This is a genomic window from Achromobacter sp. FW305-C-30-7, from assembly GCF_058783105.1.
This window is the reverse complement of record NZ_JBYSYI010000001.1, coordinates 1,463,911-1,485,884: the sequence shown is the minus strand read 5'-3', so window position 1 is coordinate 1,485,884 and position 21,974 is coordinate 1,463,911. Positions and strand designations below refer to the sequence as shown.

Below are 21,974 nucleotides of genomic sequence, written 5' to 3'. Positions count from 1 at the left end.
CCCCCCCCCCCCCCTCCCCCACCCCCCCCCCCCACTAGGAGCGGACTTTCCTTGGCCGGCAGCGTTCAGGCGACCAGGCGGTCCAGGGCTTCGCGGTACTTGGCGGCGGTCTTTTCCAGCACGTCCTGCGGCAAGCGCGGCGCGGGCGGGGTCTTGTCCCAGGTCTGGGTTTCCAGCCAGTCGCGCACGAATTGCTTGTCGAACGAGGGCGGGCTGATGCCCACGCGGTAGCCGTCGGCCGGCCAGAAACGCGAAGAATCGGGCGTCAGCACTTCGTCCATCAGGTACAGCGTGCCATCGTCGTCCAGGCCGAATTCGAACTTGGTGTCGGCGATGATGATGCCCTTGGTAGCCGCGAACTTGGCGGCTTCGGCGTACAGCTTGAGAGTCACGTCGCGGATGCGCTCGGCCATTTCCTGGCCGACTTCCTTGACCACGTGGGCGAAGTCCACGTTCTCGTCGTGCATGCCGAATTCGGCCTTGGCGGCGGGCGTGAAAATGGGTTCAGGCAACTGGCTGGCCTGCTGCAGGCCGGCGGGCAGCTTGATGCCGCAGACGGCGCCGGTGGCCTGGTAGTCCTTCCAGCCGGAGCCGATCAGGTAGCCGCGGGCCACCGCTTCCACCAGGATGGGCTTCAAGCGCTTGACCACCACGGCGCGGCCGCGCACCTGGTCGACTTCATCCGGCGCCACCACGTCTTCGGCCTTGATGCCGGTGGAGTGGTTCGGCAGGATGTGGGCCAGCTTCTGCAGCCAGAACTCGGTCAGTTCGGTCAGCACCTGCCCCTTGCCGGGGATCGGGTCGTCAAGAATCACGTCGAAAGCGGAGATACGATCCGACGCGACGATCAGCAACTTGTCGTCGCCCACCGCGTACATGTCGCGCACCTTACCGCGGCCCAGCAGCGGCAAGGACTTGATGCTGGATTGATGCAAAGCAGAAGTCACGGGAATGGCCTATGGCAATAATGAAGATTCCCGCCACGGGCAGGCGCCAGGGCGGGAAGTAGAACGGAATCCGGGAACCGCGGGCAAGGCCGGCGCGGCGCGCGCGGGTCTTGCGAAGGGCATAGGTTACTGCAAATAGACAGGTTTTGCCGGGTCTCCCCTCGACGCCGCCCGGTGGCCGGGTTAGGCTCTGGCCTCCTATATGATGCGCGCCGGCCGCCTCTGGCGTCACGGCGCTGACCCCAAGCCCGGAGACAGAGTCGTATGCAGGATGCTTCCCCCAAACGCAGCGCCCACGCCGACGCGCAAGTGCACCTGACAGGCGGTTGCCAGTGCGGCGCCGTCCGCTACGCCATCACCGATGAACCCATCACGGCGGCGACCTGTCATTGCCGGGACTGCCAGTATTCCAGCGGCGGCGCCCCGGCCCATGCATTGATCTTCCCGACTGGCTCCATCACGCTGTTGCGCGGCAGTCCCAAGGAGCACCGCTACCGCGGCGAATCCGGCCATACCGTCATGCGCAGCTTCTGTACGGACTGCGGCACCCCGCTGTTCGGCAATTCGGCGGGCATGGGCTATGACATCGTGCGGGCCGGCTCGCTCGACGATCCGGAGGCGTTCCACGCCCGCGCCAGCCTCTGGACCGACTCGGCCCCATCCTGGCATCACGTGGACCGCAGCGTGCCGCATTTCCCCCGAAATTCGCCTGCGCCATAGTCCGCGGCACAGAAAAAAAAGAGCGGTCCGCCTGGGCGGACCGCTCTTTTATTGCACTCGGGCGCCGGACGCCTTTGGCGTCACGCGCCTGCTGCGGATGCTTATTGCACCACTTGAGCCAGCTTGCCCGACGCGTATTGCGCGGCGATCTCGGTCAGCGGCAGCGCCTTGATCTTGCTGGCGTTGCCGGCGGTGCCGAACTCGGTGTAGCGAGCCACACAGATCGCCTTGGCGGCGGCGCGGGCCGGCTTCAGGTATTCGCGCGGATCGAACTTTTCCGGGTTTTCGGCGAAGAAGCGGCGGATCGCGCCGGTCATGGCCAGACGGATATCGGTGTCGATATTGATCTTGCGCACGCCGTACTTGATGGCTTCCTGGATTTCCTCGACAGGCACGCCGTAGGTTTCCTTCATGTTGCCGCCGAATTCGCGGATCTCGGCCAGCAGTTCCTGCGGCACGCTGGAGCTGCCATGCATCACCAGGTGGGTGTTCGGCAGGCGGGCGTGGATTTCCTTGATGCGGGAGATCGACAGGATGTCGCCGGTGGGCTTGCGCGTGAACTTGTAGGCGCCGTGACTGGTGCCGATGGCGATGGCCAGGGCGTCCAGCTGGGTGCGGCGCACGAAGTCGGCGGCTTGTTCCGGGTCGGTCAGCAGCTGGTCCATGGTCAGCTTGCCGTCGGCGCCGTGGCCGTCTTCCTTGTCGCCTTCCATGGTTTCCAGGGAACCCAGGCAGCCCAGTTCGCCTTCGACCGTCACGCCCAGCTTGTGGGCGGTGTCCACGACCTTCTTGGTCACTTCCACGTTGTAGTCGTAGTCGGCGATGGTCTTGCCGTCTTCCTTGAGCGAACCGTCCATCATGACGCTGGAGAAGCCCAGGTCGATGGCGCCTTGGCAGATCTTGGGCGACTGGCCGTGGTCCTGGTGCATGACCACGGGGATGTGCGGATAGGTTTCCACGGCGGCCTGGATCAGGTACTTCAGGAAGCCTTCGCCCGCGTACTTGCGCGCGCCGGCCGAGGCTTGCATGATCACCGGGCTGTCGGTCTCCGCAGCGGCTTCCATGATGGCCTGGACCTGTTCCAGGTTGTTGACGTTGAAAGCGGGAATGCCGTAACCGTGCTCGGCGGCGTGGTCGAGCAACTGGCGCATGGAGACTAGGGCCATGAGTGGTCCTCCTAAGTACTGTCTATTGAAAGATGGTTGAAGCCTTGCTGAATGGCGTGATTTTACGGGGGATTCGAGGAAAGGTCTTGCAACCGCCCGTATCCGGTCCATTCAGATGAGCACGAAAGGCTCAGGCCGGCCTGCAACTCCCCCGAAGGACCGAGGGCGCGACGGAGCCGCCAGGGCTCCGCGGCAAGGCGCTGGCCTATTTCAAGGCCGCCCGGCGTGGGGGACATCCACCCGCGTCATCAGGATCCGGCCTTCGTGCCTGGCGCGCCGGTTGGCTTCGATGAAATCGGGCGCGGCGGCCATGAACAGGGTCCGGCCGTCCGCTCCACCCAGGGCGGCGGCGAAAATGCCGAATTCTCCGGTGTCGATCTGCTCCAGGATCTTGCCGCCGCGCGCCACGCGCACGATGCGCTTGCCGATGGCGTCGGCCACCCACAAGGCCCCCTCCGCGTCCAGCGCGCCACCGTCGGGCCCGATGGCGGAAGCCGCAATCAGCACGCCCAGGTCGCCGCTGGCCGGCAAGGGGCCGAAATCGGCCCAGTCGCGGCGCGGACCCAGGCCGCCGTCGGCCAGGATGTCGAACTCGGAAATGCGGTTGCCGAAGGTTTCGTTGACGATCATGGTCTTGCCGTCCGGCGTGATGAACGAGCCATTGGGAAAGCACAGGCCATCGGCCACCTTCCGCACGGAACCGTCGGGATCGACGCGCACGATGCCGGTATTGCGGACCGGCTCGCCGGCCATTAGGTCAAAACCGAAATTGCCCACATAGGCCCTGCCCTGCGCGTCCACGACCATGTCGTTGACCGGCCCGCCCGTGAGCGCCGACAGGTCGGCGTGCACGGCCAGCGCGCCGTCGGCCTCGCGGCGCAGAAGCTTGCGGTCCTTCATGGACGCGATCAGCAGGCGGCCGTCCGGCAGCCAGCCCAACCCGGACGGCTGTTGCGGCACCTTGCAGATCTGCTCGACCTTGCCGTTCAGGTCCACGGCGATGACCTGCTCGGTGTAGAAGTCCGACGCCCACAGGCGGTTCTCGTGCCAGCGCAGCCCCTCCAGATAGGTGTATCCGGACGCCAGCACGGACAATTCGCGTTTCGGCATTGCCTGGTCTCCTTGTGCGGCCCCGCGCGGGGGCCTGTTGTTCGCGTCGCCCGGCTACGCTCTTGCGGGTGCCGGGACTGGACCATTCTGGCATGGCGGCGGGCGATAGTGCAGCGGTGCCAAATTGATACAACTTCGGTATCGCCCGCCTTGCGCCGCCGCCCCAAGAAAAAAACCGCCCCATCCGTCCCCGACCTGACAACTGCGCGTCAGGTGCGCGGCGTTAAGATCGCGCCCCAAGGGTAAACCCGAGCCTCGCGGCCAGCCCTGGCATTCCGTCTTCGGATCCTCTTGCCCGCCTCCCATGCCGGCGCGCCCGCCTTCCCGGGCCAGGCAAACGATCCCCGTTTTCCGTTTTGATCATGAACACTAAGAAGCTGACGCGTTATATCGGCATCGCCATGGTGCTGGGCATCGTGGTGGGCTATTTCTGCCACAGGTACGCGCAGAACGAGAAGGAGGCGGCGCAAATCGCCTCGTACTTCAGTCTCATCACCGACATCTTCCTGCGCATGATCAAGATGATCATCGCGCCGCTGGTCTTCGCCACCCTGGTGACCGGCCTGGCCAGCATGAGCGACGCCAGCGCCGTGGGCCGCATCGGCATGCGCGCCATGGTCTGGTTCATCGCCGCCTCGGCGCTGTCGCTGCTGCTGGGCCTGGCGCTGGTCAACATCTTCCAGCCCGGCGCGCACATGAACCTGGCGCTGCCGGACGCGGGCCTGACTTCGGGCCTGAAGACCGGCGATTTCACGCTCAAGGCCTTCATCACGCACGTGTTCCCGCGCAGCATCGCCGAAGCCATGGCCAACAACGAGATCCTGCAGATCCTGGTGTTCTCGCTGTTCTTCGGCGCCGCCCTGTCCTTTATCCGCGGCAAGGGCCACAACACCATCTACAACCTGATCGACGAGCTGGCCAAGATCATGTTCCGGGTGACGGACTACGTGATGCGCTTCGCGCCCATCGGCGTGTTCGCCGCCATGGCCGCCGCCATCACCACCGAGGGCCTGGGCGTGCTGGTCAGCTACGGCAAGCTGATAGGCGAGTTTTACCTGGGACTGGCGCTGCTGTGGGCCATCCTGTTCGGTGTGGGCTACCTGTTCCTGGGCAAGTCCACCTTCCGCCTGGGCGGCCTGATCAAGGAACCCACGCTGCTGGCGTTCTCCACGGCCAGCAGCGAATCGGCCTACCCCAAGACCATCGAAGCGCTGACCCGCTTTGGCGTGCCCAAGCGCATCTCGGGCTTCGTCCTGCCGCTGGGCTACTCCTTCAACCTTGACGGCTCGATGATGTACCAGTCCTTCGCGGTGCTGTTCATCGCTCAGGCCTACAACATCCAGATGAGCTTTACGCAGCAGCTGACCCTGCTGCTGGTGCTGATGGTGACCAGCAAAGGCATGGCCGGCGTGGCGCGCGCCTCGCTCGTGGTGGTCGCGGCGACGCTGCCTATGTTCCATCTGCCCGAAGCCGGCCTGCTGCTGATCATGGGCATCGACCAGTTCTTCGACATGGGCCGCACTGCCACCAACGTGGTCGGCAACAGCCTGGCCACCGCCGTCATTTCCAAGCTGGAAGGCAATCGCGAGGACGCGGCTGAAAGCGAGCCCGCCGTTGCGGATGAAGCCCGCCCGGACCAGGCCGCGAGCCAGAACGCCTGACGCGACAGGCAATGAAAAACGGGCCGCATGGCCCGTTTTTTTTATGGCTTGCGCCAGCTTGACCGGCGCCATGGCCGGGAGCAACATAGAAACCCTTCGCTCCCGATCCCGGCGCGGCGCGCATGGGCGCTGCGCTCAGTTCTCATGCCATGAAACGCTTAAGCCTGCGCTGCGCCCTGGCGGCTGCCGCCCTGATGTCCGCCACACCCGCTACATACGCCTGGACCCGCATTTCCTGCGAGTTAGGCGGTACCGTGGCCAACCTGCCGGTTCTGATGCGCCAGTTCCGCACCGATGGCACGGAACTGACGCAGCTGATGTTCAGGCTGAAGGTCAGGAACGCGGACATACCCGAAGGCGCCCGCGCCGATACCGATTGCACCGAATTCGTCGGCCGCGAGATCGACGTGGTGCTTGAGAACATCGCCGCCGACACCGTGCGCAAGGGCAAGTCCCTGAAGATGCTCTACCGCTACGACGATTCGCTGGGGCAAAGCCAGGCGACCAAGTTCGAACTGGAGCGCCAGCAACGGCCCTAGGGCCTGTACCCCTTTAGTCGTTGACCGAGCACGAGACGGGCGCGCCGTCCTCGAATTCCACGTCGTAGGTATGCACCGGGTCCCAGGGCAGCGTGAACCACAGCTCGTAGCCGTCGCCGTCTTCGTCGAACAGCCACAGCGCGCGCAGCACGGCGTGTTGGGCCATGGCTTCGGCGGTTTCTTCCTGGGGCAGCTGGTTGTCGTCCAGGCCGAGCTTCTTGTAGTGCTCGTAGGAATAGTTTTCCAGCAGCAACTCGGCCGCGGCCAGGATCTGATCGTCGAGGTCGTCGATGATGGCCTTGACCACCTTGGACGCGCTGCTGTCGGGTTCTTCGCCGTCAGTCTGGACCATCACGTGAATGGGCGGACGGCCCTTGCCGGCTGCGACGTTCTCCGCGGCCCACAGATCGGGCTCCTCGGGATCCTGGGTGAAATTGAATCGTGCCATCGCGAACTCCGGAAAAAGGGCCGGCGCGCCGCGGAAATCGCGGCCGCGCCTTCCCGCCATTTAACCAGATGCGCGGCCTCCCGGCAGCGCCTGCCGGCGATGTTTTTGCGACAGACTGCCCCTGCGTCCGCGGATATCAGACGCGCTCCAGCGGCAGATGCGGCAAGTCCGGCAGCGCCACGCGGATCGGATCGCCCGCGCTCACCGCCCCGCCTTCGATCACGACCCCCATGATGCCGGCGCGGCGCATCAGGCTGCCGTCCGGATGGCGACCCAAAACGGCGGCGGTCAAACCCTGCTGGTAGTTGTCGAGCTGCGAGCAAGGATTGCGCAGGCCGGTGATCTCGACCACCGCGTCCACGCCGATATGCAGGCGCGCCCCGCGCGGCAAGCCCAGCAGATCGATGCCGCGGGTGGTGATGTTCTCGCCCATGGTGCCTTCGGCCACGTTGAAGCCGGCCAATTGCAGTTCATCATGCAGCTCGCCGTGGATCAGGTGGACCTGCCGCAGATTGGGCTGGGTGGGGTCTGCCTTGACGCGCGAACGGTGCTTGACCGTCACGCCCAGGTGGGCGTCGCCTTCCACCCCCAACCCCTTCAACAGCATGATCGCCGGCACGACCGGCTTGCTGAACCCGTGCACGGGGCTGCAAGCCACGGCGATCACGATGGGTTGCATCATCTCTCTCCAGTATCCGGATCAGGCCGTCACGGCCTGCGCCTCGGGTGTACGCTGCTCGCCCGCGCGCACGGGCGGATAGTGCGCCGAGAATACCAGCCGTCCCGCCGACCAGGTATGGCTGATCAGCGGTTGCGCGCCCACTTGCGCCACCGCCACCAGGTCCGCGCGCTGGCCCGGCGCGATGCGCCCGCGGTCGGACAGGCCGCAAGCCTGCGCCGGGTTCAGCGTGACCAGCGCAATCGCCTGTGGCAGCGTCAGGTCGGTTTGCGCCGCCACCGTGAACGCGGCGGCGATCAGCGCGGACGGCTGGTAGTCCGAGCACAGGCAGCTGGCCACGCCCGCGCGGATGGCGTCGATGGCGCGCATCGAGCCGCTCTGGCTCTGGCCGCGCAGCACATTGGGCGCGCCCAGGATGGTGGGCAGGCCGCAGGACACCGCGGCACGCGCGGTATCCAGGGTGATCGGGAACTCGCTCATGGCCACGCCCAGGTTGCGCATGGTGGCGATGCGCTGGATCGAATCATCGTCATGGCTGGCGGTGGGGATGCCCAGTCCTTGCGCATGCGACAGCAGCGCCTCCACCCGCGTCACCGCCCCGTCCTTGGCGCGCGTCTTGGCCTGCGCGGCTTCTTCGGCCTGCTCGCGGCTCATGGCGTGGTTGCCCATCATGTATTGCAGATAGGACTCCAGCGTCTTGAACTGCCCCTGGCCGGGCGAATGGTCCATGACCGACAGCAGGTCCACCGCGCCCTCGTCCATCAGCGCGCGCAACACCTCCACCGAGGTGGCGTCGGTGACTTCATAGCGGCAATGGACGCGGTTGTCGACCAGGCTGTGCTGGCGGAAGGCGCGCACGGTGCGCACCACTTCCGCCGCGGTCTGGTTGTTGCGCACGCCCCATTCGCTGTTGGCGAAGGACAGCGCGTGATACGGCGTGGTGATGCCGGCCGCGGCATTGCGGCGGTCGACCTGGGCCACCGCGAAATCCAGCGGAAACAGCACCCGCGAACGCGGCTCGGCTTCCTTTTCGATGGCGTCGCAATGCAGATCGATCAGCCCCGGCAGCAAGGTCTGGCCGCAGAGATCGATCTCGCGGTCCGCGCGCGCGCCGGCAGGTTCGATGGCGACGATGCGACCATCGTCGATCAGCACGGCGCTGTCTTCCAGGACGCGGTCCTGCAGCACCACGCGGGCATGGGTGAGATAGGTGCTTTGCATCATTGCTCCAGGTCGGCCAGGGCGGGTTGGGCGGGACGCAGGGCCAGCGTCTGCGTGGCGACGGCGTCGCGCACTTCGGCATCGTGGAAGATGCCCAGCAGGCAGCGGCCCTCGGCCATGGCCTCGCGGATCAGGGCGATCACGACCTGGCGGTTGTCGGCGTCCAGCGACGCGGTAGGCTCGTCCAGCAACAGGATGGGATGGCGGGCAATGAAGCCGCGCGCAATGTTCACGCGCTGCTGCTCGCCGCCCGAAAAGGTGGCGGGCGCCAGCCCCCACAGGCGCGGCGGCACGTTCAAGCGCTGCAGCAGGGCAGCGGCGCGAGCTTGGGCCTCGTCGGCGTCCACCCCCGCCGCACGCAGGGGTTCGGCCACCACGTCCAGCGCCGACACGCGCGGAATCACGCGCAGGAACTGGCTGACGTAGCCGATGACCTCGCGGCGCAGGGCCAGGATGCGCTGCTCGGGCGCGCCGGCCAGCTCCACCCATCCATCATTCCAGCGCACCCGGATGCTGCCCTCGGTGGCCAGATAGTTGCCATAGAGGCAGCGCAGCAAGGTGCTCTTGCCGGTGCCAGACGGCCCCGCCAGCACCAGGCAATCGCCAGCAGCCGCGTCGAAGTCGACCGACTCCAGCACGGGCAGGCGCATGCCGCCCTGGTTATGCAGGGTGAACATCTTTCCGAGGCCCCGCACCTCGATCATGGGAGTCTTTTCAGGCATGGTCAGCTCTGCAAAATGGAAGACACCAGCAACTGGGTGTAGGGATGCTGCGGGTCGTCGAGGATCTGGTCGGTCAGGCCGCTTTCGACCACCTCGCCGCCGCGCATGACCAAGGTCCGGTGCGCCAGCAGGCGCGCCACGGCCAGGTCATGGGTCACGACGATGGCGGCCAGGCCCAGGTCGGCCACCAGCTGGCGCAACAGGTCCAGCAGGCGCGCCTGCACCGACACGTCGAGCGAGGCGGTGGGCTCGTCCATGAACACCAGGCGGGGATGGGTCACCAAGTTGCGGGCGATCTGCAGGCGTTGCTGCATGCCGCCCGAGAACGAGGTGGGCCTGTCGTCCAGCCGGCCCGCGTCGATCTCCATCTTCTGCAGCCAGTTGCCCGCGGCCTGGCGCAGATCGCCATAGTGGCGATCGCCCACGGCCATCAGCCGCTCCGCGATGTTGGCGCCGGCGCTGACCTGCATGCGCAGGCCGTCCCTGGCGTTCTGCCGCACGAAGCCCCAATCGGTGCGCGACAGCAGGCGCAGGCGCGCTCCCGGCAACGCGGCCAGGTCGGTAAAGCCCTGGTCGCGAGTGTCGTACCAGACGCTGCCCGCGTCCGGCCGGGTCTGGTACGACACGGCCGACAGCAGCGTGCTCTTGCCCGAGCCGGACTCGCCGACCACGCACAGCACTTCGCCGGGATACAGATCGAAGTTGACGTTGCGGCAGCCATGCACGCCGTCCCAGGTGCGCGTCATGTTGCGCACCGAAAGCAAAGGTTGGGCGTTCATGCCGCAGCCTCCTGGTTGGATTGTTGCGCGCCCTGCCGCGCCTGGCGGTCGTTGCAGTACTCGGTGTCGGAGCAGACGAAGCGGCGCGTGCCGGCGTCGTCCAGGATGATTTCGTCCAGATAGCTCTCGCGCGATCCGCACAGGTCGCAGCATTCGCTCCAGGTCTCCACGCGGAACGGATGGTCCTCGAAGTCCAGGCTTTTCACCGAGGTATAGGGCGGCACCGCGTAGACCCGCTTTTCGCGGCCCGCGCCGAACAGCATCAGCGCCGGGCTGCCATCCAGCTTGGGGTTGTCGAACTTGGGGATGGGCGAAGGCCGCATCATGTAGCGGCCGTTCACGATGACCGGATAGTCGTAGGTGGTGGCGATGTGGCCATGCTGGGCGATGTCTTCGTACAGCTTGACGTGCATGCCGCCGTATTCCGCCAGTGCGTGCATGGTGCGCGTCTCGGTTTCGCTGGGTTCCAGCCAGCGCAGCGGCTCGGGGATGGGCACCTGGAACACCATGATCTGCCCTTCCGCCAGCGGCGTCTCGGGGATGCGGTGGCGGGTCTGGACGATGGTGGCGGCGGGCGTGGACTCCGTCGTCGCCACGCCCGTGACGCGGCCGAAGAAGCGGCGGATGTTGATGGCGTTGGTGGTGTCGTCCGAGCCCTGGTCGATCACCTTGAGCACGTCGTTGGCGCCGATGATGGACGCCGTGACCTGGATGCCGCCGGTGCCCCAGCCATAGGGCAGCGGCATTTCGCGGCTGCCGAAGGGCACCTGGTAGCCGGGGATGGCGACGGCCTTGAGCAAGGCGCGGCGCAGCATGCGCTTGGTGGATTCGTCCAGATAGGCGAAGTTGTAGTGGTCGTCGCGTTCGACCGTTGCGTGTTGCGTAGTCATGGGGAAACCGCCTCGTCCATCAGATTGGTGCGCGCGGCCTCGGGCGCGGCGCGTTCAGCGCGCATGCGCCGCAACAGTTCCAGATTGGCCTGGAAGTCCACGTAATGCGGCAGCTTCAAGTGCTGCACGAAGCCCGAGGCTTCGACGTTGTCGCTGTGGTAGAGCACGAACTCGTGGTCGTTGGCCGGGGAATCGGCACGCTCGCCCAGGTCGCGCGCCTTGAGCGCGCGGTCCACCAGCGCCATCGACATGACCTTGCGTTCACCGTAGCCGAAGGTCAGCCCGTAGCCCCGGGTGAACTTCGGGCCTTCCTGGGCGCTGCCCGCGAACTGGCTCACCATCTGGCATTCGGTGATCTCGATCTCGCCCACGGTGACGGCGAAGCCCAGTTCCTCGATATGCATTTCCACCTCCAGCGCGCCGTAGCGGATCTCGGCCGCGAAGGGGTGGGTGTTGCCGTAGCCGCGCTGGGTCGAATAGCCCATGGACAGCAGAAAGCCTTCATCGGCGCGCGCCAGGTTCTGCAGGCGGGCCGCGCGCGAGGCCGGAAAATCCAGCGGCTGGCGGGTCAGGTCGAAGGGTTCGGGATCGCCTTCCGGCACGGCTTCCGCGTCGATCAGGTCGTCGTGCGCCAGCAGGTCGGTGACGCGCGGCATGGCGCTGTCCAGGGCCTCGCCGCCCGGCGGCAAGGCGTCGGCCTCACGCTGCGCTTCCAGCGAAAAGTCCAGCAGGCGCTGGGTGTAGTCGTAGGTCGGCCCCAGGATCTGGCCGCCCGGGACATCCTTGAAGGTGGACGAGATGCGGCGCTGCAGGCGCATGCGGCCGGTGTCGATGGGCTGGGTGTAGCCGAAGCGCGACAAGGTGGTGCGATAGGCGCGCAGCAGGAACACGGCCTCGATCACGTCGCCCGCGGCCTGCTTGATGGCCAGCGCCGCCAGTTGCGGATCGTAGAGCGAGCCCTCGGCCATGACCCGCGACACCGCCAGCGGCATCTGTTCGCGGATCTGCTCCAGGCTCAGCTCGGGCACTTCGCGGTCGCCGCGCCGGTAGTCGTCCAGCATGCGGTAGGAATTGAGGATGGCGCGTTCGCCCCCTTTTACGGCTACGTACATGTCAGTTCTCCTTGCGCGTGCTGCGCGGCAGCGCGCAAATCCGCCGTTGCTGCGTCAGGAACACGTCGACGCCGAGCGGAAAGCGTTGATGATTGATGCGCCATTCGCGCCAGAAGCCTTCGGGCAGCCCGGCCACGCGCAGGACCTGCTGGCTCTGGATGCCCGGGCCGCTGAGGATGGCGGGCTCTCCTTCCGACAGAGACCCGACCTCGATCAGCAAGGTGGTGGACAGATTGGGATAGGCCGGGTCGCCCTGGTGGCAGGACGACAGCGCCGGCGCCTTGCCGCCAGCGGGCACCGCGGCAAAGCGCGCCAACGACGGCGACGGCGACGGCACGATGGGGCAGCCGCAATGAAAGCGCAGAAAGGCGATCGCGTCCGCGCTAACGCTCTCCGGCAGCCACAGCGGCGTGTCCACGTCCACCAGGGTCAGCAGCAGCGCGGTCATGGCGGGCGACAGACCGGCGGGCACGCCGGTTTCGGCCAGGATCTGGTTGATGCGCCCCGGATGGGCCAGCGCGTCGAGCGCGGCGCGGAACGTGGCCTGCGCGTCGCCGACCGGGTCCGCGAACCCCGGGAGCAGCGCCCGGCCCGAGGCCGCGGCGGCTTGTATCTGTTGTTGCATGTCAGTCCTCGCCTCGCACCATCGTGAAGAATTCCACCTTGGTCTGCGCCGCCACGCGGGCCTGGCGCTCGATCCGTTCCGCATGCAGGCGGGCCAGCGGCTGAATCAGCTGGGCCTGCACCGTGTCATGCCATTCCGGCAGTTGCAGCAACGCGTCGGCCACGGCGGCCTGTTCTGCATGGCGCTGCGAGCGGCCTTGCACATACGCCACGCCGACCACGCCCTCGTCCATCGTCACCGCGCAACGTGTCACGCTCATTTCGCCCAGGTTGAAGCGGGCGCCGGTGCCGCCGCTGCGGGCGCGCACCATGGCCATGCCGGTCTGCGCCGGACGCAGCGTCCGGTGCTCGGGCTTGCCGGCCAGCGCGCAAAAGGCGCCGTCCAGCGCGGCCGGGTCGGCCAGCGCCAGCACGCGCATCCAGGAGGCGCGTTGCGCGCCCGCCGCATCCTGTCCTGCCTTGGGGTGATCCATTTTTTTCCTCTAAACGTCTAGACGACTGGATGGAGTATGATCGCTTCGAAAACGAAGTTCAACAGCCTGGCGTGAATTTTTGATGACAGTTGCAGCGTGCCCGCAGCGCCTTTGCGGCGGCCGCCTCATGGTGCACAATCACTGCCATTCTTCATGAAGCTGATGTGACAGCACGAGCACACCCTATGGTCGAAAGAGGTTCCGGCATCGCCGTCTGGCGGCAAATCGGCGAAGCGCTTGCGGACGATATCCGCAACAAGCTCTATGCGGCAGGCGAACAGCTGCCGTCCGAGCCCGAGCTGGCCGCCAAGTTTTCCGTCAACCGCCACACCATCCGCCGCGCGATGGGCGAACTGGAACAAGGCGGCCTGGTCCGCATCGAGCAGGGCCGCGGCACCTTCGTCCAGGAACACGCGATCGACTACGCCATCGGCAAGCGCACGCGTTTTTCCGAGAACCTGCGCAGCCAGGGTATGCTGGGCCACCAGGAAGTCCTGGGCAGCCAGAGCCTGCGCGCGGGCGATATCGCCAAGCACCTGGGCCTGACCCGTACCGCGCCGCTGTTGCGCGTGCAGATCGTGGGCAAGGCCGAAAACCGCCCCATCAGCGTGTCGGAGCACTTCTTCGACGAAAAGCGTTTCCCTGATTTCGCGGAACGCCTGGCTTCCCTGCGCTCGATCTCCAAGGTCTACACCCACTACGGCATCGGCGACTACACGCGCAAGTGGTCGCGCATCACCGCCGCGCTGCCCACGCCCGAGATCGCCCGCCTGCTGGGCCAGCCCAAGACCCGCCCCATTCTTCAAGTAGAAGCCCTGAACGTAGACCAGCAAGGCGCGCCGCTGCAATACAGCGTCGCCCGCTTCGTCGGCGACATGGTGCAACTGATGGTGACGGACGACACCTGACATACAGGCGCCGCCTGCGCGCGCAGGCGGCGCGGAGCACTCATCCATACGGCTTAACTCATCTAGACATCTGGTTGTAATGCAATCCCGCTAACGTCACGCCATGAACACACACACGCACGCCCCCTCGCCCCTGGCCGGTGTCACAGGCCAACGCATCCTGACGCCGCGCGGCGTCGAGCAGGCCAGCCTGCGCTTCCATGGCGGACTGATCGAAGGCTCCGCCGCCGCGGCGCCGCGCGGCGCGCCCTGGTTCGACGCAGGCAATCTGCTGGTGCTGCCCGGCATCGTGGACCTGCACGGCGACGCCTTCGAACGCGCCGTCATGCCGCGGCCCAGCGTGACGTTTCCCTATGACAGCGCCTTGTTCGACGTGGACCGCCAACTGCTGGCCAACGGCATCACCACCGAATTCCACGGCGTCACGCTGTCCTGGGAAGGCGGCTTGCGCGGCGAGGCCTACGCCGAGCGCATGTTCGACGCGCTGGAAAGAATGCGCCACATCATGGGCGCGCGGCACTATGTGCACCTGCGCTTCGAAACGCACCACGTCGGCGGCCTGGAAACGGCCCAGCAATGGATACGCGACGGCCGCGTGCGCTTCCTGGCGCTGAACGACCACCTGCCCAGCATGGCGCGCCGCCTGGGCGACGAGCGCAAGCTGATGCAGTACGCCAACCGCGCCGAATGCGATCTCGACGTCTTCCAGGACCGCATCCGCGCCGCCATGTCGGCGGCCGATTCGGTGGCCGACGCCATGCGCGAACTGACCGCCTGCGCCCAGGAGTCCGGCCTGAAGGTAGCCTCGCACGACGATCCGGATGCCGCCACGCGCCGCTACTACCACCAGCTGGGCTGCGGCGTGGCGGAGTTTCCGCTGACCCGCGAAGCTGCGGGCGTGGCCCGCGACCTGGGCGATTCCGTGGTCTTCGGCGCGCCCAACGTCGTGCGCGGCGGCAGCCACACCGGCGCGCCCAGCGCCACTGAAATGATCCGCGCCGGCCTCTGCGACATCCTGACGTCCGACTATTACTACCCTGCCCCGCTGGCTGCCGTGATGAAGCTGGCCAACGACGGCGTGTTGCCGCTGGCGCAGGCCTGGGACCTGGTGTCCTTGAATCCTGCACGCGCCGCCGGCCTGAAGGACCGCGGCGCCCTGGCGCCCGGACTGATCGCCGATGCCATCGTGGTGGACGATCAGGTGCCGGGCCTGCCCCGCGTCTGCGCCGCGATCGTGGGCGGCGAACTGCGCTACGCCACGCGCGCATTCGGCGACGGCCACAGCCAGCGCATGGCGGCCTGACCATGCCGCTCGCCCATCGCTACGCTCTCTACCTGGCGCCCACCGGCCCCTGGCGCGAACACGGCAGCCGCTGGCTGGGCCGTTGCGCCGACACCGGCGAAGCGCTGCCGCCGCTACCGGGGCAGGACGCGGACTCGCATGCCTGGACCACGGCGCCGCGCCACTATGGCTTGCACGCCACGCTCAAACCACCCTTCCGCCTGAACCCCGGCGTCAGTCCGCAGCAGCTCGACGCGGCCGCTCGCCAGCTGGCCGCTAACGGCAGCCCGTTCTCTCTGGAACTGGAGTGCGAGCCGCTACGCGGCTTCCTGGCCTGGCGCATCGCCTCGTCCGACACGCAAGGCCGGACGCGGATCCAGGCCTTGGCCGAGGCCGCCGTGCGCGACCTGGACCCTTTGCGCGCGCCGCCCACGGCCGAGGAAACCGCCCGCCGCCAGCCGCAATCGCTGACTCCGGAGCAGCAATCCATGCTGGCGCGCTGGGGCTACCCCTATGTGTTCGAAACCTATGTTTTCCACATCACCCTGACCGGCAAGCTGGAAGGCAAGGCGCTGGCCCAGGCGCAGGCCGGCATCGCCGCCTTTGCAGACCCCTTGCGCGGGCAGGCCATGGCCGTGCCCGGCGTCAGCGTCTACGTGCAGCCTGCGCCGGGCGCGGACTTCGTCGCGGCGCGGCACTACGGCTTTGACGGCTCCAGCACCGACGCGGCGGGCGCCGGCTATCTGCAAGGGCCGGCAGCGGCATGACACCCTCCGTTCCCGCCGACGGCGCCCGGCTGATCTACCTGATGGGCGCGTCGGGCAGCGGCAAGGACACCTTGCTGCGCCTGCTGCGCGCGGAGTTGCGCGGCGACGAGCCCGTGCTGGTCGCGCATCGCTACATCACCCGCGACAGCGGCGATACCGAGGACGCGCTGCGCCTGACCGAAGACGAGTTCGGACGCCGCGCCGCGCTGGGCTGCTTCGCATTGCGTTGGGCCAGCCATGGCTTGCAGTACGGGATCGGTATCGAGATAGACGCCTGGCTGTCCTGCGGCGCCGCGGTCATCATCAACGGTTCGCGCGCCCACCTGGAACAGGCGCACTCGCGCTACCCGGCCTTGACGGCGGTGGAAGTCACGGTCGACCCCGGCCAGCTCGCGCGCCGCCTGGCGGGACGCGGCCGCGAAAGCGCGGAACAGATCGCGCAGCGCCTGGCGCGCGCCACGCAGCCTTTCCCCGTGCCTCTGCAGTGCCAACTGCTGCGTGTCAGCAACGACGCGGCGCCAGAGACGGCCGCCGCCACGCTGCTGGACATCGCGCGCGGCAAGCTGACTGCGTAAGGGCGCGGTTCAGCGCCGCTCGCCCGCGCCCTGAGCCCAGGGCGCGGCGGCATCGCCGCACAAATCCAGCAAGATGTCCGAAAAGCGCTCCTCGGCCGCCAGCGGCTGTTCGCGCTTGCGGCGGATCAGGTTGATCGGCGGCAACTCCCAGCCGAAATCCCAGGGCACCATGCCCAGCTTGCCGCGTTGGCAGAGTTCGCGCGCGATGTCTTCCGGCACCACCGAGATAAACGCCTCGTTCATGGTCAGCATGCCTTCGATCACGTCGGTGGAATACGCCTCCAGCACCGGCGACGGCGGTAGCAACTCGGCGCGGATGAAGTGCTCCACGATCAGTTGCCGCGTCGGCGTATTGGCGGCTGGCAGCACCCAGTCCATCGCCGCCAGCGCGGCCCAATCCGGTTCGCGCCGCGCCAGCCGCTGCGCAAGCCGGCCATGCGCGATCAGGCGCGGCCGCTGGCGGTACAGCACGCGGTGGATCAGGTCGTCCGGCGCCACGGTCGAGGTGGCGCGGCTGATGATGCAATCCAGTTCATGCCGGCGCAGCATCGGCACCAGATGGTCGGTGGTGGCGCGGTGCAGGCTGAGCGTGACGCCGTGGCGCTGGTGCAAACGGCTGATCGCCGCAGTGAGCAAGGCGCTGGACACGTAGGGCACCACGCCCACCTGCAGATGCGCGGAACGGCCGGCGTGCAAGGCCTCGACCTCGCGCGCCCACAGGTCCAGGTCGCTGAGCATGTGCCGCGCGCGCACCAGGGCCAGGTTGCCCAGCGGCGTGGCTTGCAGGCCGCGCCCGGTGCGCGTGAAAAGCGGCGCGCCGAAGATGTCCTCGATCTCCGTGAGCGCCTTGGTGACGGCGGGCTGGCTGATGCCCGCCGCGGCCGCCACGCGCGTCAGCGAGCCGTGCCGGGCGATCTCGATCAGCAACGTCAGGTGGCGATGCTTGAGACGGTTGGCGAGACGGGCGGCATCCCAGGTCACGATCTTTCCTATAACCAATTGGTTATTCAATTATGCCAACAAAGACAAAACCAGTTATTTCATGTCCCTATACTGCAAACATTCCCCTGCTGGCCGGACCGATCCCATGAGCGCATCCTTCACCACCCGCCCCGAAATACGCGGCACCTTCGGCGTGGTCTCTTCCACCCACTGGCTGGCCTCCCAGGTGGCGATGGGCGTGCTGGAACGCGGCGGCAATGCCTATGACGCGGCGGTCGCCGGCGGCTTCACGCTGCAGATCGTGGAGCCGCACCTGAACGGCCCCGGCGGCGAAGTGCCCATCCTGTTCTGGAGCGAACAGGAGCAACGCATGCGCGCGCTATGCGGGCAGGGTCCTGCGCCCGCGCTGGCGACGCCGGCGTACTTCCGCAGCCTGGGCGTGGACCTGGTGCCGGGCATCGGCCTCTTGCCCGCCACCGTGCCCGGCGCCTTCGGGGCCTGGCTGACCTTGCTGCGCGATTACGGCACTTGGGAGTTGGCTGACGTGGTGCGCCCGGCCATCGACTACGCGCGCAACGGCTTTCCCCTGGTGCCGCGCATCTCGCAGGCCATCCTGGCGGTGCAGGCGCTGTTCCGCGACGAATGGACCAGTTCGCGCGAGGTCTGGCTGCCCGATGGCCGCGTGCCCGCGCCCGACGCGCTGTTCCGTACGCCCGCCATCGCCGCCACCTACACCCGTATCCTGGACCAGGCGCACGCCAGCAGCAGCGACCGGCGCGGGCGCATCGACGCGGCGCTGGAGGCCTGGTACCGCGGCTTCGTGGCCGATGCCATCGACGACTACTACACCCATGCGGCGGTGCGCGACACCACCGGCCAGCGCAACCGCGGCTTGCTGCGCAAGTCCGACCTCGCCGATTGGCGCGCCAGCTACGACGAGCCCCTCACCGTCCAATACGGCCGCTACACCGTGGCCAAGTGCGGGGTCTGGTCGCAGGGCCCGGTCCACCTGCAGCAGTTGGCAATGCTGCGGCATTTGGGCCTGGACGGACTGGAGCCGACCTCGCCGCAATTCGTGCACTACGTGGCCGAGGCAGCCAAGCTGGCCTTCGCCGACCGCACCGCCTGGTACGGCGACCCCGACTTCGCGCAGGTGCCTTTGGACGCCCTGCTCAGCGATGACTACGCCCGCGCACGCGCGGCCGGCATCGGCGCCCGCGCTTCATCCGAGTTCCGGCCCGGCAGCCCGAACGGATTGGCGCCGCGCCTGCCCGACCTGGACGCAGCCGTGCGCACCCTGGCCGCGTCCGACACCCGCTTCGGCGTGGGCGAGCCGACCTTCGCGGCGCTGCCACCGGTAGCCGAATGGGCCGCGCGCGAGATCTTCGTGGGCGACACCTGCCAGATCGATGTCATCGACCGCGACGGCAACATGGTGGCCGCCACCCCGTCAGGCGGCTGGCTGTCGTCCAGCCCCGTGGTGCCCGGCCTGGGCTTCCCGCTGACCACCCGCCTGCAAATGACCTGGCTCGACGACGGCGTGCCGGGCCAGTTGCAACCGGGCAAGCGCCCTTGCACCACCTTGTCGCCCGGCCTGGCCCTGCGCGACGGCCAGCCCTACATGGCTTTCGGCACGCCGGGCGGCGATCAGCAGGACCAATGGACGGTGGCGTTCTTCCTGCGCCATGTCATGGGCATGAATCTGCAGGAGGCAATCGAAGCGCCCTCCTGGCACGTCGATCATTTCCCGGGCTCGTTCTGGCCTCGCAGCCTGACCTTGAACCGGCTGACCGTGGAATCGCGCATGCCGGCCGCCACGCTGGAGGCGTTGCGCGCGGCGGGCCACGAGGTCAAGGTAGGGCCGGACTGGTCGGAAGGCCGCATCAGCGCCTGTACTCGCGAACCTGCCGCCGGCGGCGGCCTGCTGCTGCGCGCCGGCGCCAACCCGCGCGGCATGCAGGGCTATGCCGCTGGCCGCTGAACCTGTTTCATCCAACCGGCAGACAGACCGGACACTACGCAAAGGGGTAAACACCATGACACTGCAATTCAAACGACTGCTGCGCACCTGCGCGCTGGGATTGGCGCTGGTCGCACCGGCGCTCACGCACGCCGCCTGGCCCGAAAAACCCATCACCCTGATCGTGCCCTGGGCCGCGGGCGGTTCCACCGACATCCTGGCGCGCGTGCTGTCCGAAGGCCTGACCCAGTCGCTGGGCCAACCCGTCATCGTGGAAAACCGCTCGGGCGCGTCCGGCAACATCGGCACCACCTTCGTGGCCCGCGCCAAGCCCGACGGCTACACCTTGCTGGTGGGCTCGATGAGCACCCACACGATGAACCAGGCGCTCTACTCCAGCATGCCGTTCGACGGCGTGAAGGACTTCACGCCCATCGCCGAACTCGCGCTGGTCACCAACACCCTGGTGGTGAACCCGTCGGTGCCGGCGTCCAACGTCAAGGAATTCATCGCCTACCTGAAGGCCAATCCCGGCACCGTGGCCTACGCTTCCGCCGGCCAGGGGTCCACGAATCATCTGAGCGCCGCGCTGTTCGAGAAGGCCGCCGGCGTGAAGATGATGCACATCCCCTATCGCGGCGGCGCGCCCGCGGTGCTGGATACCGTGGCCGGCCGCACCCAGGTGCTGTTCAGCGCCGGCACGCAGACCCTGCCGCACGTGCAGAACGACAAGCTGAAGCTCTTGGCCGTCACCGAGGAAGCGCGTTCGCCCCTGCTGCCCAAAGTACCCACGGTGGCCGAGACCCTGCCGGGCTATGAACTGTCGGTCTGGTACGGCGCCTTCGGCCCGGCAGGCATGCCGCCCGAGCTGACCGCGCGCCTGAACCGCGAGATCAACCTGATCCTCAAGCGGCCCGAAGTCATCAAGAAAATGGGCGACATGGGCGTGCTGCTGACCGAGACCACGCCGGAACAGTTCGGCCAGATCCTGGCGCGCGACGCGGACAAGTACGGCAAGCTGATCAAAGAACTGGGCATCACCGCCGAATGACCGTCAGCATCCATCCCGCCCCGCCAGCGCAGGCCGGCGTTGCCGCCATCGCCCAGGCTTACGCCGCCGCCGATCCCGCCGCGGCCTTCCGCGCCATCGATGCCCATGCGCACGCCGCGCTTGCACACACGCTGTGCACGGTCAACCGCTATGACGCGCAGGCCATGCGGGTGGTGCGGCTGTACAGCTCCAACCCCGAGGCCTATCCGCCCGGCGGCAGCAAGGACAAGAGCGGCACCGCCTGGGGCCGCCACGTCCTGCTGGAGCAGAAGTTGTTCGTGGGCGAAGGCGAGGAGGCGATCCGCGAGTTCTTCAATGACCACGACGCGATCCAGCGCCTGGGCCTGCGCTCCGTCATCAATGTGCCGGTGGTGTATGGCGCAGTCTGCCTGGGCACCGTCAACTTCCTGATGCCGCGCGCGGCGGTTTCGGACGCCGACGTGCAGGCTGCGCAGCTGGCGGGCCTGCTGGCCCTGCCCGCCTTCCAGGCACTGCGCCCGCAGGCCTGAAGCAGCGGGGCCCGCATGGGCCCCGCGCCCTCAGATCAGCGCGCGACGGATACGCGCCGAGGCCATGTCGATCACGACCACGAAGGCCACGATGATGATCATCACCGCGCAGGTTTCCGCATAGCGGAAGCTGCGGATGATCTCCCACAATACGGTGCCGATGCCGCCCGCGCCCACGATGCCGACCACCGAGGCCGAGCGCACGTTGGATTCGAAGCGGTACAGCGAATACGAGATCCACAGCGGCAGCACCTGCGGGATCACGCCGTAGACGATTTCCTCCAACGCATTCGCGCCAGTGGCGCGCACGCCCTCCACCGGCCGCGGATCGATCGCCTCGACCGCTTCCGAGAACAGCTTGGCCAGCACGCCGGTGGTATGCACCCACAGCGCCAGCACCCCGGCGAACGGGCCCAGGCCCACCGCCACGATGAACAGCATCGCGAACACCATTTCATTGATGGCGCGGCAGGCGTCCATCAGGCGCCGCATCGGCTGGTACACCCAGGCCGGCACGATGTTCGACGAGCACAGCAGCCCCAGCGGCACGGCCACCACGATGGCCAGGAAAGTGCCCCAGACCGCGATCTGCACGGTGACGATCATCTCGTCCAGGTACATGCGCCAGTCGCGGAAATTCGGCGGAAAGAAGTCAGCCGCGAACTCGGCCATGTTGCCCGAATCGCGCAGCAGGTCGAGGGGCCGCATGTCCGCGCCCTTCCACGACATGACCAGCAGCGCCAGCACGACGCCCCATACGAGCAGGACTGGCAGCGACGATCGCGGCGCGGCGGAAAGGCGAGAGGTCTGCATGGCTACGTTCATAAGAAAAGGCGATCCGCGTGATGGTTTTTTTGGTTGCGGGCCAGGGGGGGGGGGGGGGAGGGGG

24 protein-coding genes are annotated in these 21,974 nt (G+C 67.4%); 10 read left to right on the top strand and 14 right to left on the bottom strand.

From position 1 onward, the window contains the following. Positions 1-65 precede the first annotated feature (65 nt). Complete coding sequence (locus AC3WOB_RS06945) at positions 66-947, bottom strand: phosphoribosylaminoimidazolesuccinocarboxamide synthase (protein WP_013395674.1); 882 nt, start codon at positions 945-947, stop codon at positions 66-68. A 264-nt stretch (positions 948-1,211) separates the two neighbouring features. Here AC3WOB_RS06945 and AC3WOB_RS06940 point away from each other — a divergent pair, with 264 nt between their 5' ends. Next, on the top strand, positions 1,212-1,667 hold the full coding sequence (locus AC3WOB_RS06940; RefSeq protein WP_013395675.1) for a GFA family protein: 456 nt from the start codon (positions 1,212-1,214) through the stop codon (positions 1,665-1,667). Between the two features lie 101 nt (positions 1,668-1,768). Here AC3WOB_RS06940 and fba read toward each other — a convergent pair whose 3' ends face one another. Continuing rightward, positions 1,769-2,833 carry a class II fructose-bisphosphate aldolase gene (gene fba, locus AC3WOB_RS06935; RefSeq protein WP_013395676.1) on the bottom strand — a complete coding sequence of 355 codons (1,065 nt, stop codon included), beginning with the start codon at positions 2,831-2,833 and terminating at the stop codon, positions 1,769-1,771. Between the two features lie 210 nt (positions 2,834-3,043). Next, positions 3,044-3,943 (bottom strand): SMP-30/gluconolactonase/LRE family protein, encoded by a 900-nt coding sequence (locus AC3WOB_RS06930; protein WP_492274598.1) that lies wholly within the window; start codon positions 3,941-3,943, stop codon positions 3,044-3,046. Between the two features lie 362 nt (positions 3,944-4,305). Between AC3WOB_RS06930 and AC3WOB_RS06925 the strand changes: the two genes are divergently transcribed. Both AC3WOB_RS06925 and AC3WOB_RS06920 read left to right on the top strand, forming a co-directional pair. Then, complete coding sequence (locus AC3WOB_RS06925; protein ID WP_492274597.1) at positions 4,306-5,604, top strand: dicarboxylate/amino acid:cation symporter; 1,299 nt, start codon at positions 4,306-4,308, stop codon at positions 5,602-5,604. Between the two features lie 149 nt (positions 5,605-5,753). Continuing rightward, positions 5,754-6,143, top strand: a complete 390-nt coding sequence (locus tag AC3WOB_RS06920) for a hypothetical protein (protein WP_492274596.1) — start codon at positions 5,754-5,756, stop codon at positions 6,141-6,143. 13 nt (positions 6,144-6,156) lie between these two features. On the opposite strand, the gene AC3WOB_RS06915 is transcribed toward AC3WOB_RS06920, so the two are convergent. From AC3WOB_RS06915 to phnG, 9 genes are all read right to left on the bottom strand, one after another. Further along, entirely contained in the window at positions 6,157-6,591 is a 435-nt protein-coding gene (locus tag AC3WOB_RS06915) for a hypothetical protein (protein ID WP_013395680.1), read from the bottom strand. 136 nt (positions 6,592-6,727) lie between these two features. Then, on the bottom strand, positions 6,728-7,270 hold the full coding sequence (locus AC3WOB_RS06910) for an MOSC domain-containing protein (RefSeq protein ID WP_041656106.1): 543 nt from the start codon (positions 7,268-7,270) through the stop codon (positions 6,728-6,730). Between the two features lie 21 nt (positions 7,271-7,291). After that, on the bottom strand, positions 7,292-8,491 hold the full coding sequence (locus AC3WOB_RS06905) for an alpha-D-ribose 1-methylphosphonate 5-triphosphate diphosphatase (RefSeq protein WP_013395682.1): 1,200 nt from the start codon (positions 8,489-8,491) through the stop codon (positions 7,292-7,294). After that, entirely contained in the window at positions 8,491-9,213 is a 723-nt protein-coding gene (phnL, locus tag AC3WOB_RS06900; protein WP_492274595.1) for a phosphonate C-P lyase system protein PhnL, read from the bottom strand. Before phnL ends, AC3WOB_RS06905 begins: the two co-directional genes overlap by 1 nt. 2 nt (positions 9,214-9,215) lie before the next feature. Then, positions 9,216-9,992, bottom strand: a complete 777-nt coding sequence (gene phnK / locus AC3WOB_RS06895; RefSeq protein ID WP_013395684.1) for a phosphonate C-P lyase system protein PhnK — start codon at positions 9,990-9,992, stop codon at positions 9,216-9,218. After that, positions 9,989-10,882 carry an alpha-D-ribose 1-methylphosphonate 5-phosphate C-P-lyase PhnJ gene (locus AC3WOB_RS06890; RefSeq protein WP_492274594.1) on the bottom strand — a complete coding sequence of 298 codons (894 nt, stop codon included), beginning with the start codon at positions 10,880-10,882 and terminating at the stop codon, positions 9,989-9,991. The genes phnK and AC3WOB_RS06890 overlap by 4 nt, the downstream gene beginning before the upstream one ends. After that, entirely contained in the window at positions 10,879-11,994 is a 1,116-nt protein-coding gene (locus tag AC3WOB_RS06885) for a carbon-phosphorus lyase complex subunit (protein ID WP_492274593.1), read from the bottom strand. Before AC3WOB_RS06885 ends, AC3WOB_RS06890 begins: the two co-directional genes overlap by 4 nt. 1 nt (position 11,995) lies before the next feature. Beyond that, complete coding sequence (gene phnH, locus AC3WOB_RS06880) at positions 11,996-12,619, bottom strand: phosphonate C-P lyase system protein PhnH (RefSeq protein WP_492274592.1); 624 nt, start codon at positions 12,617-12,619, stop codon at positions 11,996-11,998. A 1-nt stretch (position 12,620) separates the two neighbouring features. Beyond that, complete coding sequence (phnG, locus tag AC3WOB_RS06875) at positions 12,621-13,091, bottom strand: phosphonate C-P lyase system protein PhnG (RefSeq protein WP_492274591.1); 471 nt, start codon at positions 13,089-13,091, stop codon at positions 12,621-12,623. A 185-nt stretch (positions 13,092-13,276) separates the two neighbouring features. On the opposite strand from phnG, the gene phnF reads away from it, so the two are divergent. From phnF to phnN, 4 genes are all read left to right on the top strand, one after another. Next, the gene (gene phnF, locus AC3WOB_RS06870) at positions 13,277-13,999 is read left to right on the top strand and encodes a phosphonate metabolism transcriptional regulator PhnF (RefSeq protein WP_013395689.1); all 723 of its coding nucleotides are present in this window, start codon (positions 13,277-13,279) and stop codon (positions 13,997-13,999) included. Positions 14,000-14,102: 103 nt separating this feature from the next. Continuing rightward, entirely contained in the window at positions 14,103-15,302 is a 1,200-nt protein-coding gene (locus AC3WOB_RS06865; RefSeq protein ID WP_492274590.1) for an alpha-D-ribose 1-methylphosphonate 5-triphosphate diphosphatase, read from the top strand. Between the two features lie 2 nt (positions 15,303-15,304). After that, positions 15,305-16,048 (top strand): DUF1045 domain-containing protein, encoded by a 744-nt coding sequence (locus tag AC3WOB_RS06860; protein WP_492274589.1) that lies wholly within the window; start codon positions 15,305-15,307, stop codon positions 16,046-16,048. Further along, positions 16,045-16,623 (top strand): phosphonate metabolism protein/1,5-bisphosphokinase (PRPP-forming) PhnN, encoded by a 579-nt coding sequence (phnN, locus tag AC3WOB_RS06855; RefSeq protein ID WP_492274588.1) that lies wholly within the window; start codon positions 16,045-16,047, stop codon positions 16,621-16,623. Before AC3WOB_RS06860 ends, phnN begins: the two co-directional genes overlap by 4 nt. Positions 16,624-16,632: 9 nt before the next feature. Here the strand turns inward: phnN and AC3WOB_RS06850 are convergent, their stop codons facing one another. Further along, positions 16,633-17,604 (bottom strand): LysR family transcriptional regulator, encoded by a 972-nt coding sequence (locus AC3WOB_RS06850; protein ID WP_088142246.1) that lies wholly within the window; start codon positions 17,602-17,604, stop codon positions 16,633-16,635. Positions 17,605-17,710: 106 nt separating this feature from the next. Between AC3WOB_RS06850 and AC3WOB_RS06845 the strand changes: the two genes are divergently transcribed. The 3 genes from AC3WOB_RS06845 to AC3WOB_RS06835 are packed head-to-tail and all read left to right on the top strand — an operon-like array spanning position 17,711 to position 21,085. Beyond that, positions 17,711-19,546: a gamma-glutamyltransferase family protein gene (locus AC3WOB_RS06845; protein ID WP_492274587.1), complete on the top strand. Its 1,836-nt coding sequence runs from the start codon at positions 17,711-17,713 to the stop codon at positions 19,544-19,546. Positions 19,547-19,601: 55 nt separating this feature from the next. Further along, positions 19,602-20,576, top strand: a complete 975-nt coding sequence (locus tag AC3WOB_RS06840) for a Bug family tripartite tricarboxylate transporter substrate binding protein (RefSeq protein WP_013395695.1) — start codon at positions 19,602-19,604, stop codon at positions 20,574-20,576. Next, positions 20,573-21,085 carry a GAF domain-containing protein gene (locus AC3WOB_RS06835; RefSeq protein ID WP_492274586.1) on the top strand — a complete coding sequence of 171 codons (513 nt, stop codon included), beginning with the start codon at positions 20,573-20,575 and terminating at the stop codon, positions 21,083-21,085. The genes AC3WOB_RS06840 and AC3WOB_RS06835 overlap by 4 nt, the downstream gene beginning before the upstream one ends. Before the next feature lie 30 nt (positions 21,086-21,115). Here the strand turns inward: AC3WOB_RS06835 and phnE are convergent, their stop codons facing one another. Continuing rightward, positions 21,116-21,910 (bottom strand): phosphonate ABC transporter, permease protein PhnE, encoded by a 795-nt coding sequence (gene phnE / locus AC3WOB_RS06830; RefSeq protein WP_013395697.1) that lies wholly within the window; start codon positions 21,908-21,910, stop codon positions 21,116-21,118. Between the last annotated feature and the right edge of the window lie 64 nt (positions 21,911-21,974).

Coding starts and splice junctions, on each gene's coding strand:
- AC3WOB_RS06940 (WP_013395675.1), top strand. CDS start 1,212: ATGCAGGATGCTTCCCCCAAACGCAGCGCCCACGCCGACGCGCAAGTG.
- fba (WP_013395676.1), bottom strand. CDS start 2,833: ATGGCCCTAGTCTCCATGCGCCAGTTGCTCGACCACGCCGCCGAGCAC.
- AC3WOB_RS06930 (WP_492274598.1), bottom strand. CDS start 3,943: ATGCCGAAACGCGAATTGTCCGTGCTGGCGTCCGGATACACCTATCTG.
- AC3WOB_RS06925 (WP_492274597.1), top strand. CDS start 4,306: ATGAACACTAAGAAGCTGACGCGTTATATCGGCATCGCCATGGTGCTG.
- AC3WOB_RS06920 (WP_492274596.1), top strand. CDS start 5,754: ATGAAACGCTTAAGCCTGCGCTGCGCCCTGGCGGCTGCCGCCCTGATG.
- AC3WOB_RS06915 (WP_013395680.1), bottom strand. CDS start 6,591: ATGGCACGATTCAATTTCACCCAGGATCCCGAGGAGCCCGATCTGTGG.
- AC3WOB_RS06910 (WP_041656106.1), bottom strand. CDS start 7,270: ATGCAACCCATCGTGATCGCCGTGGCTTGCAGCCCCGTGCACGGGTTC.
- AC3WOB_RS06905 (WP_013395682.1), bottom strand. CDS start 8,491: ATGCAAAGCACCTATCTCACCCATGCCCGCGTGGTGCTGCAGGACCGC.
- phnL (WP_492274595.1), bottom strand. CDS start 9,213: ATGCCTGAAAAGACTCCCATGATCGAGGTGCGGGGCCTCGGAAAGATG.
- phnK (WP_013395684.1), bottom strand. CDS start 9,992: ATGAACGCCCAACCTTTGCTTTCGGTGCGCAACATGACGCGCACCTGG.
- AC3WOB_RS06890 (WP_492274594.1), bottom strand. CDS start 10,882: ATGACTACGCAACACGCAACGGTCGAACGCGACGACCACTACAACTTC.
- AC3WOB_RS06885 (WP_492274593.1), bottom strand. CDS start 11,994: ATGTACGTAGCCGTAAAAGGGGGCGAACGCGCCATCCTCAATTCCTAC.
- phnH (WP_492274592.1), bottom strand. CDS start 12,619: ATGCAACAACAGATACAAGCCGCCGCGGCCTCGGGCCGGGCGCTGCTC.
- phnG (WP_492274591.1), bottom strand. CDS start 13,091: ATGGATCACCCCAAGGCAGGACAGGATGCGGCGGGCGCGCAACGCGCC.
- phnF (WP_013395689.1), top strand. CDS start 13,277: ATGGTCGAAAGAGGTTCCGGCATCGCCGTCTGGCGGCAAATCGGCGAA.
- AC3WOB_RS06865 (WP_492274590.1), top strand. CDS start 14,103: ATGAACACACACACGCACGCCCCCTCGCCCCTGGCCGGTGTCACAGGC.
- AC3WOB_RS06860 (WP_492274589.1), top strand. CDS start 15,305: ATGCCGCTCGCCCATCGCTACGCTCTCTACCTGGCGCCCACCGGCCCC.
- phnN (WP_492274588.1), top strand. CDS start 16,045: ATGACACCCTCCGTTCCCGCCGACGGCGCCCGGCTGATCTACCTGATG.
- AC3WOB_RS06845 (WP_492274587.1), top strand. CDS start 17,711: ATGAGCGCATCCTTCACCACCCGCCCCGAAATACGCGGCACCTTCGGC.
- AC3WOB_RS06840 (WP_013395695.1), top strand. CDS start 19,602: ATGACACTGCAATTCAAACGACTGCTGCGCACCTGCGCGCTGGGATTG.
- AC3WOB_RS06835 (WP_492274586.1), top strand. CDS start 20,573: ATGACCGTCAGCATCCATCCCGCCCCGCCAGCGCAGGCCGGCGTTGCC.
- phnE (WP_013395697.1), bottom strand. CDS start 21,910: ATGAACGTAGCCATGCAGACCTCTCGCCTTTCCGCCGCGCCGCGATCG.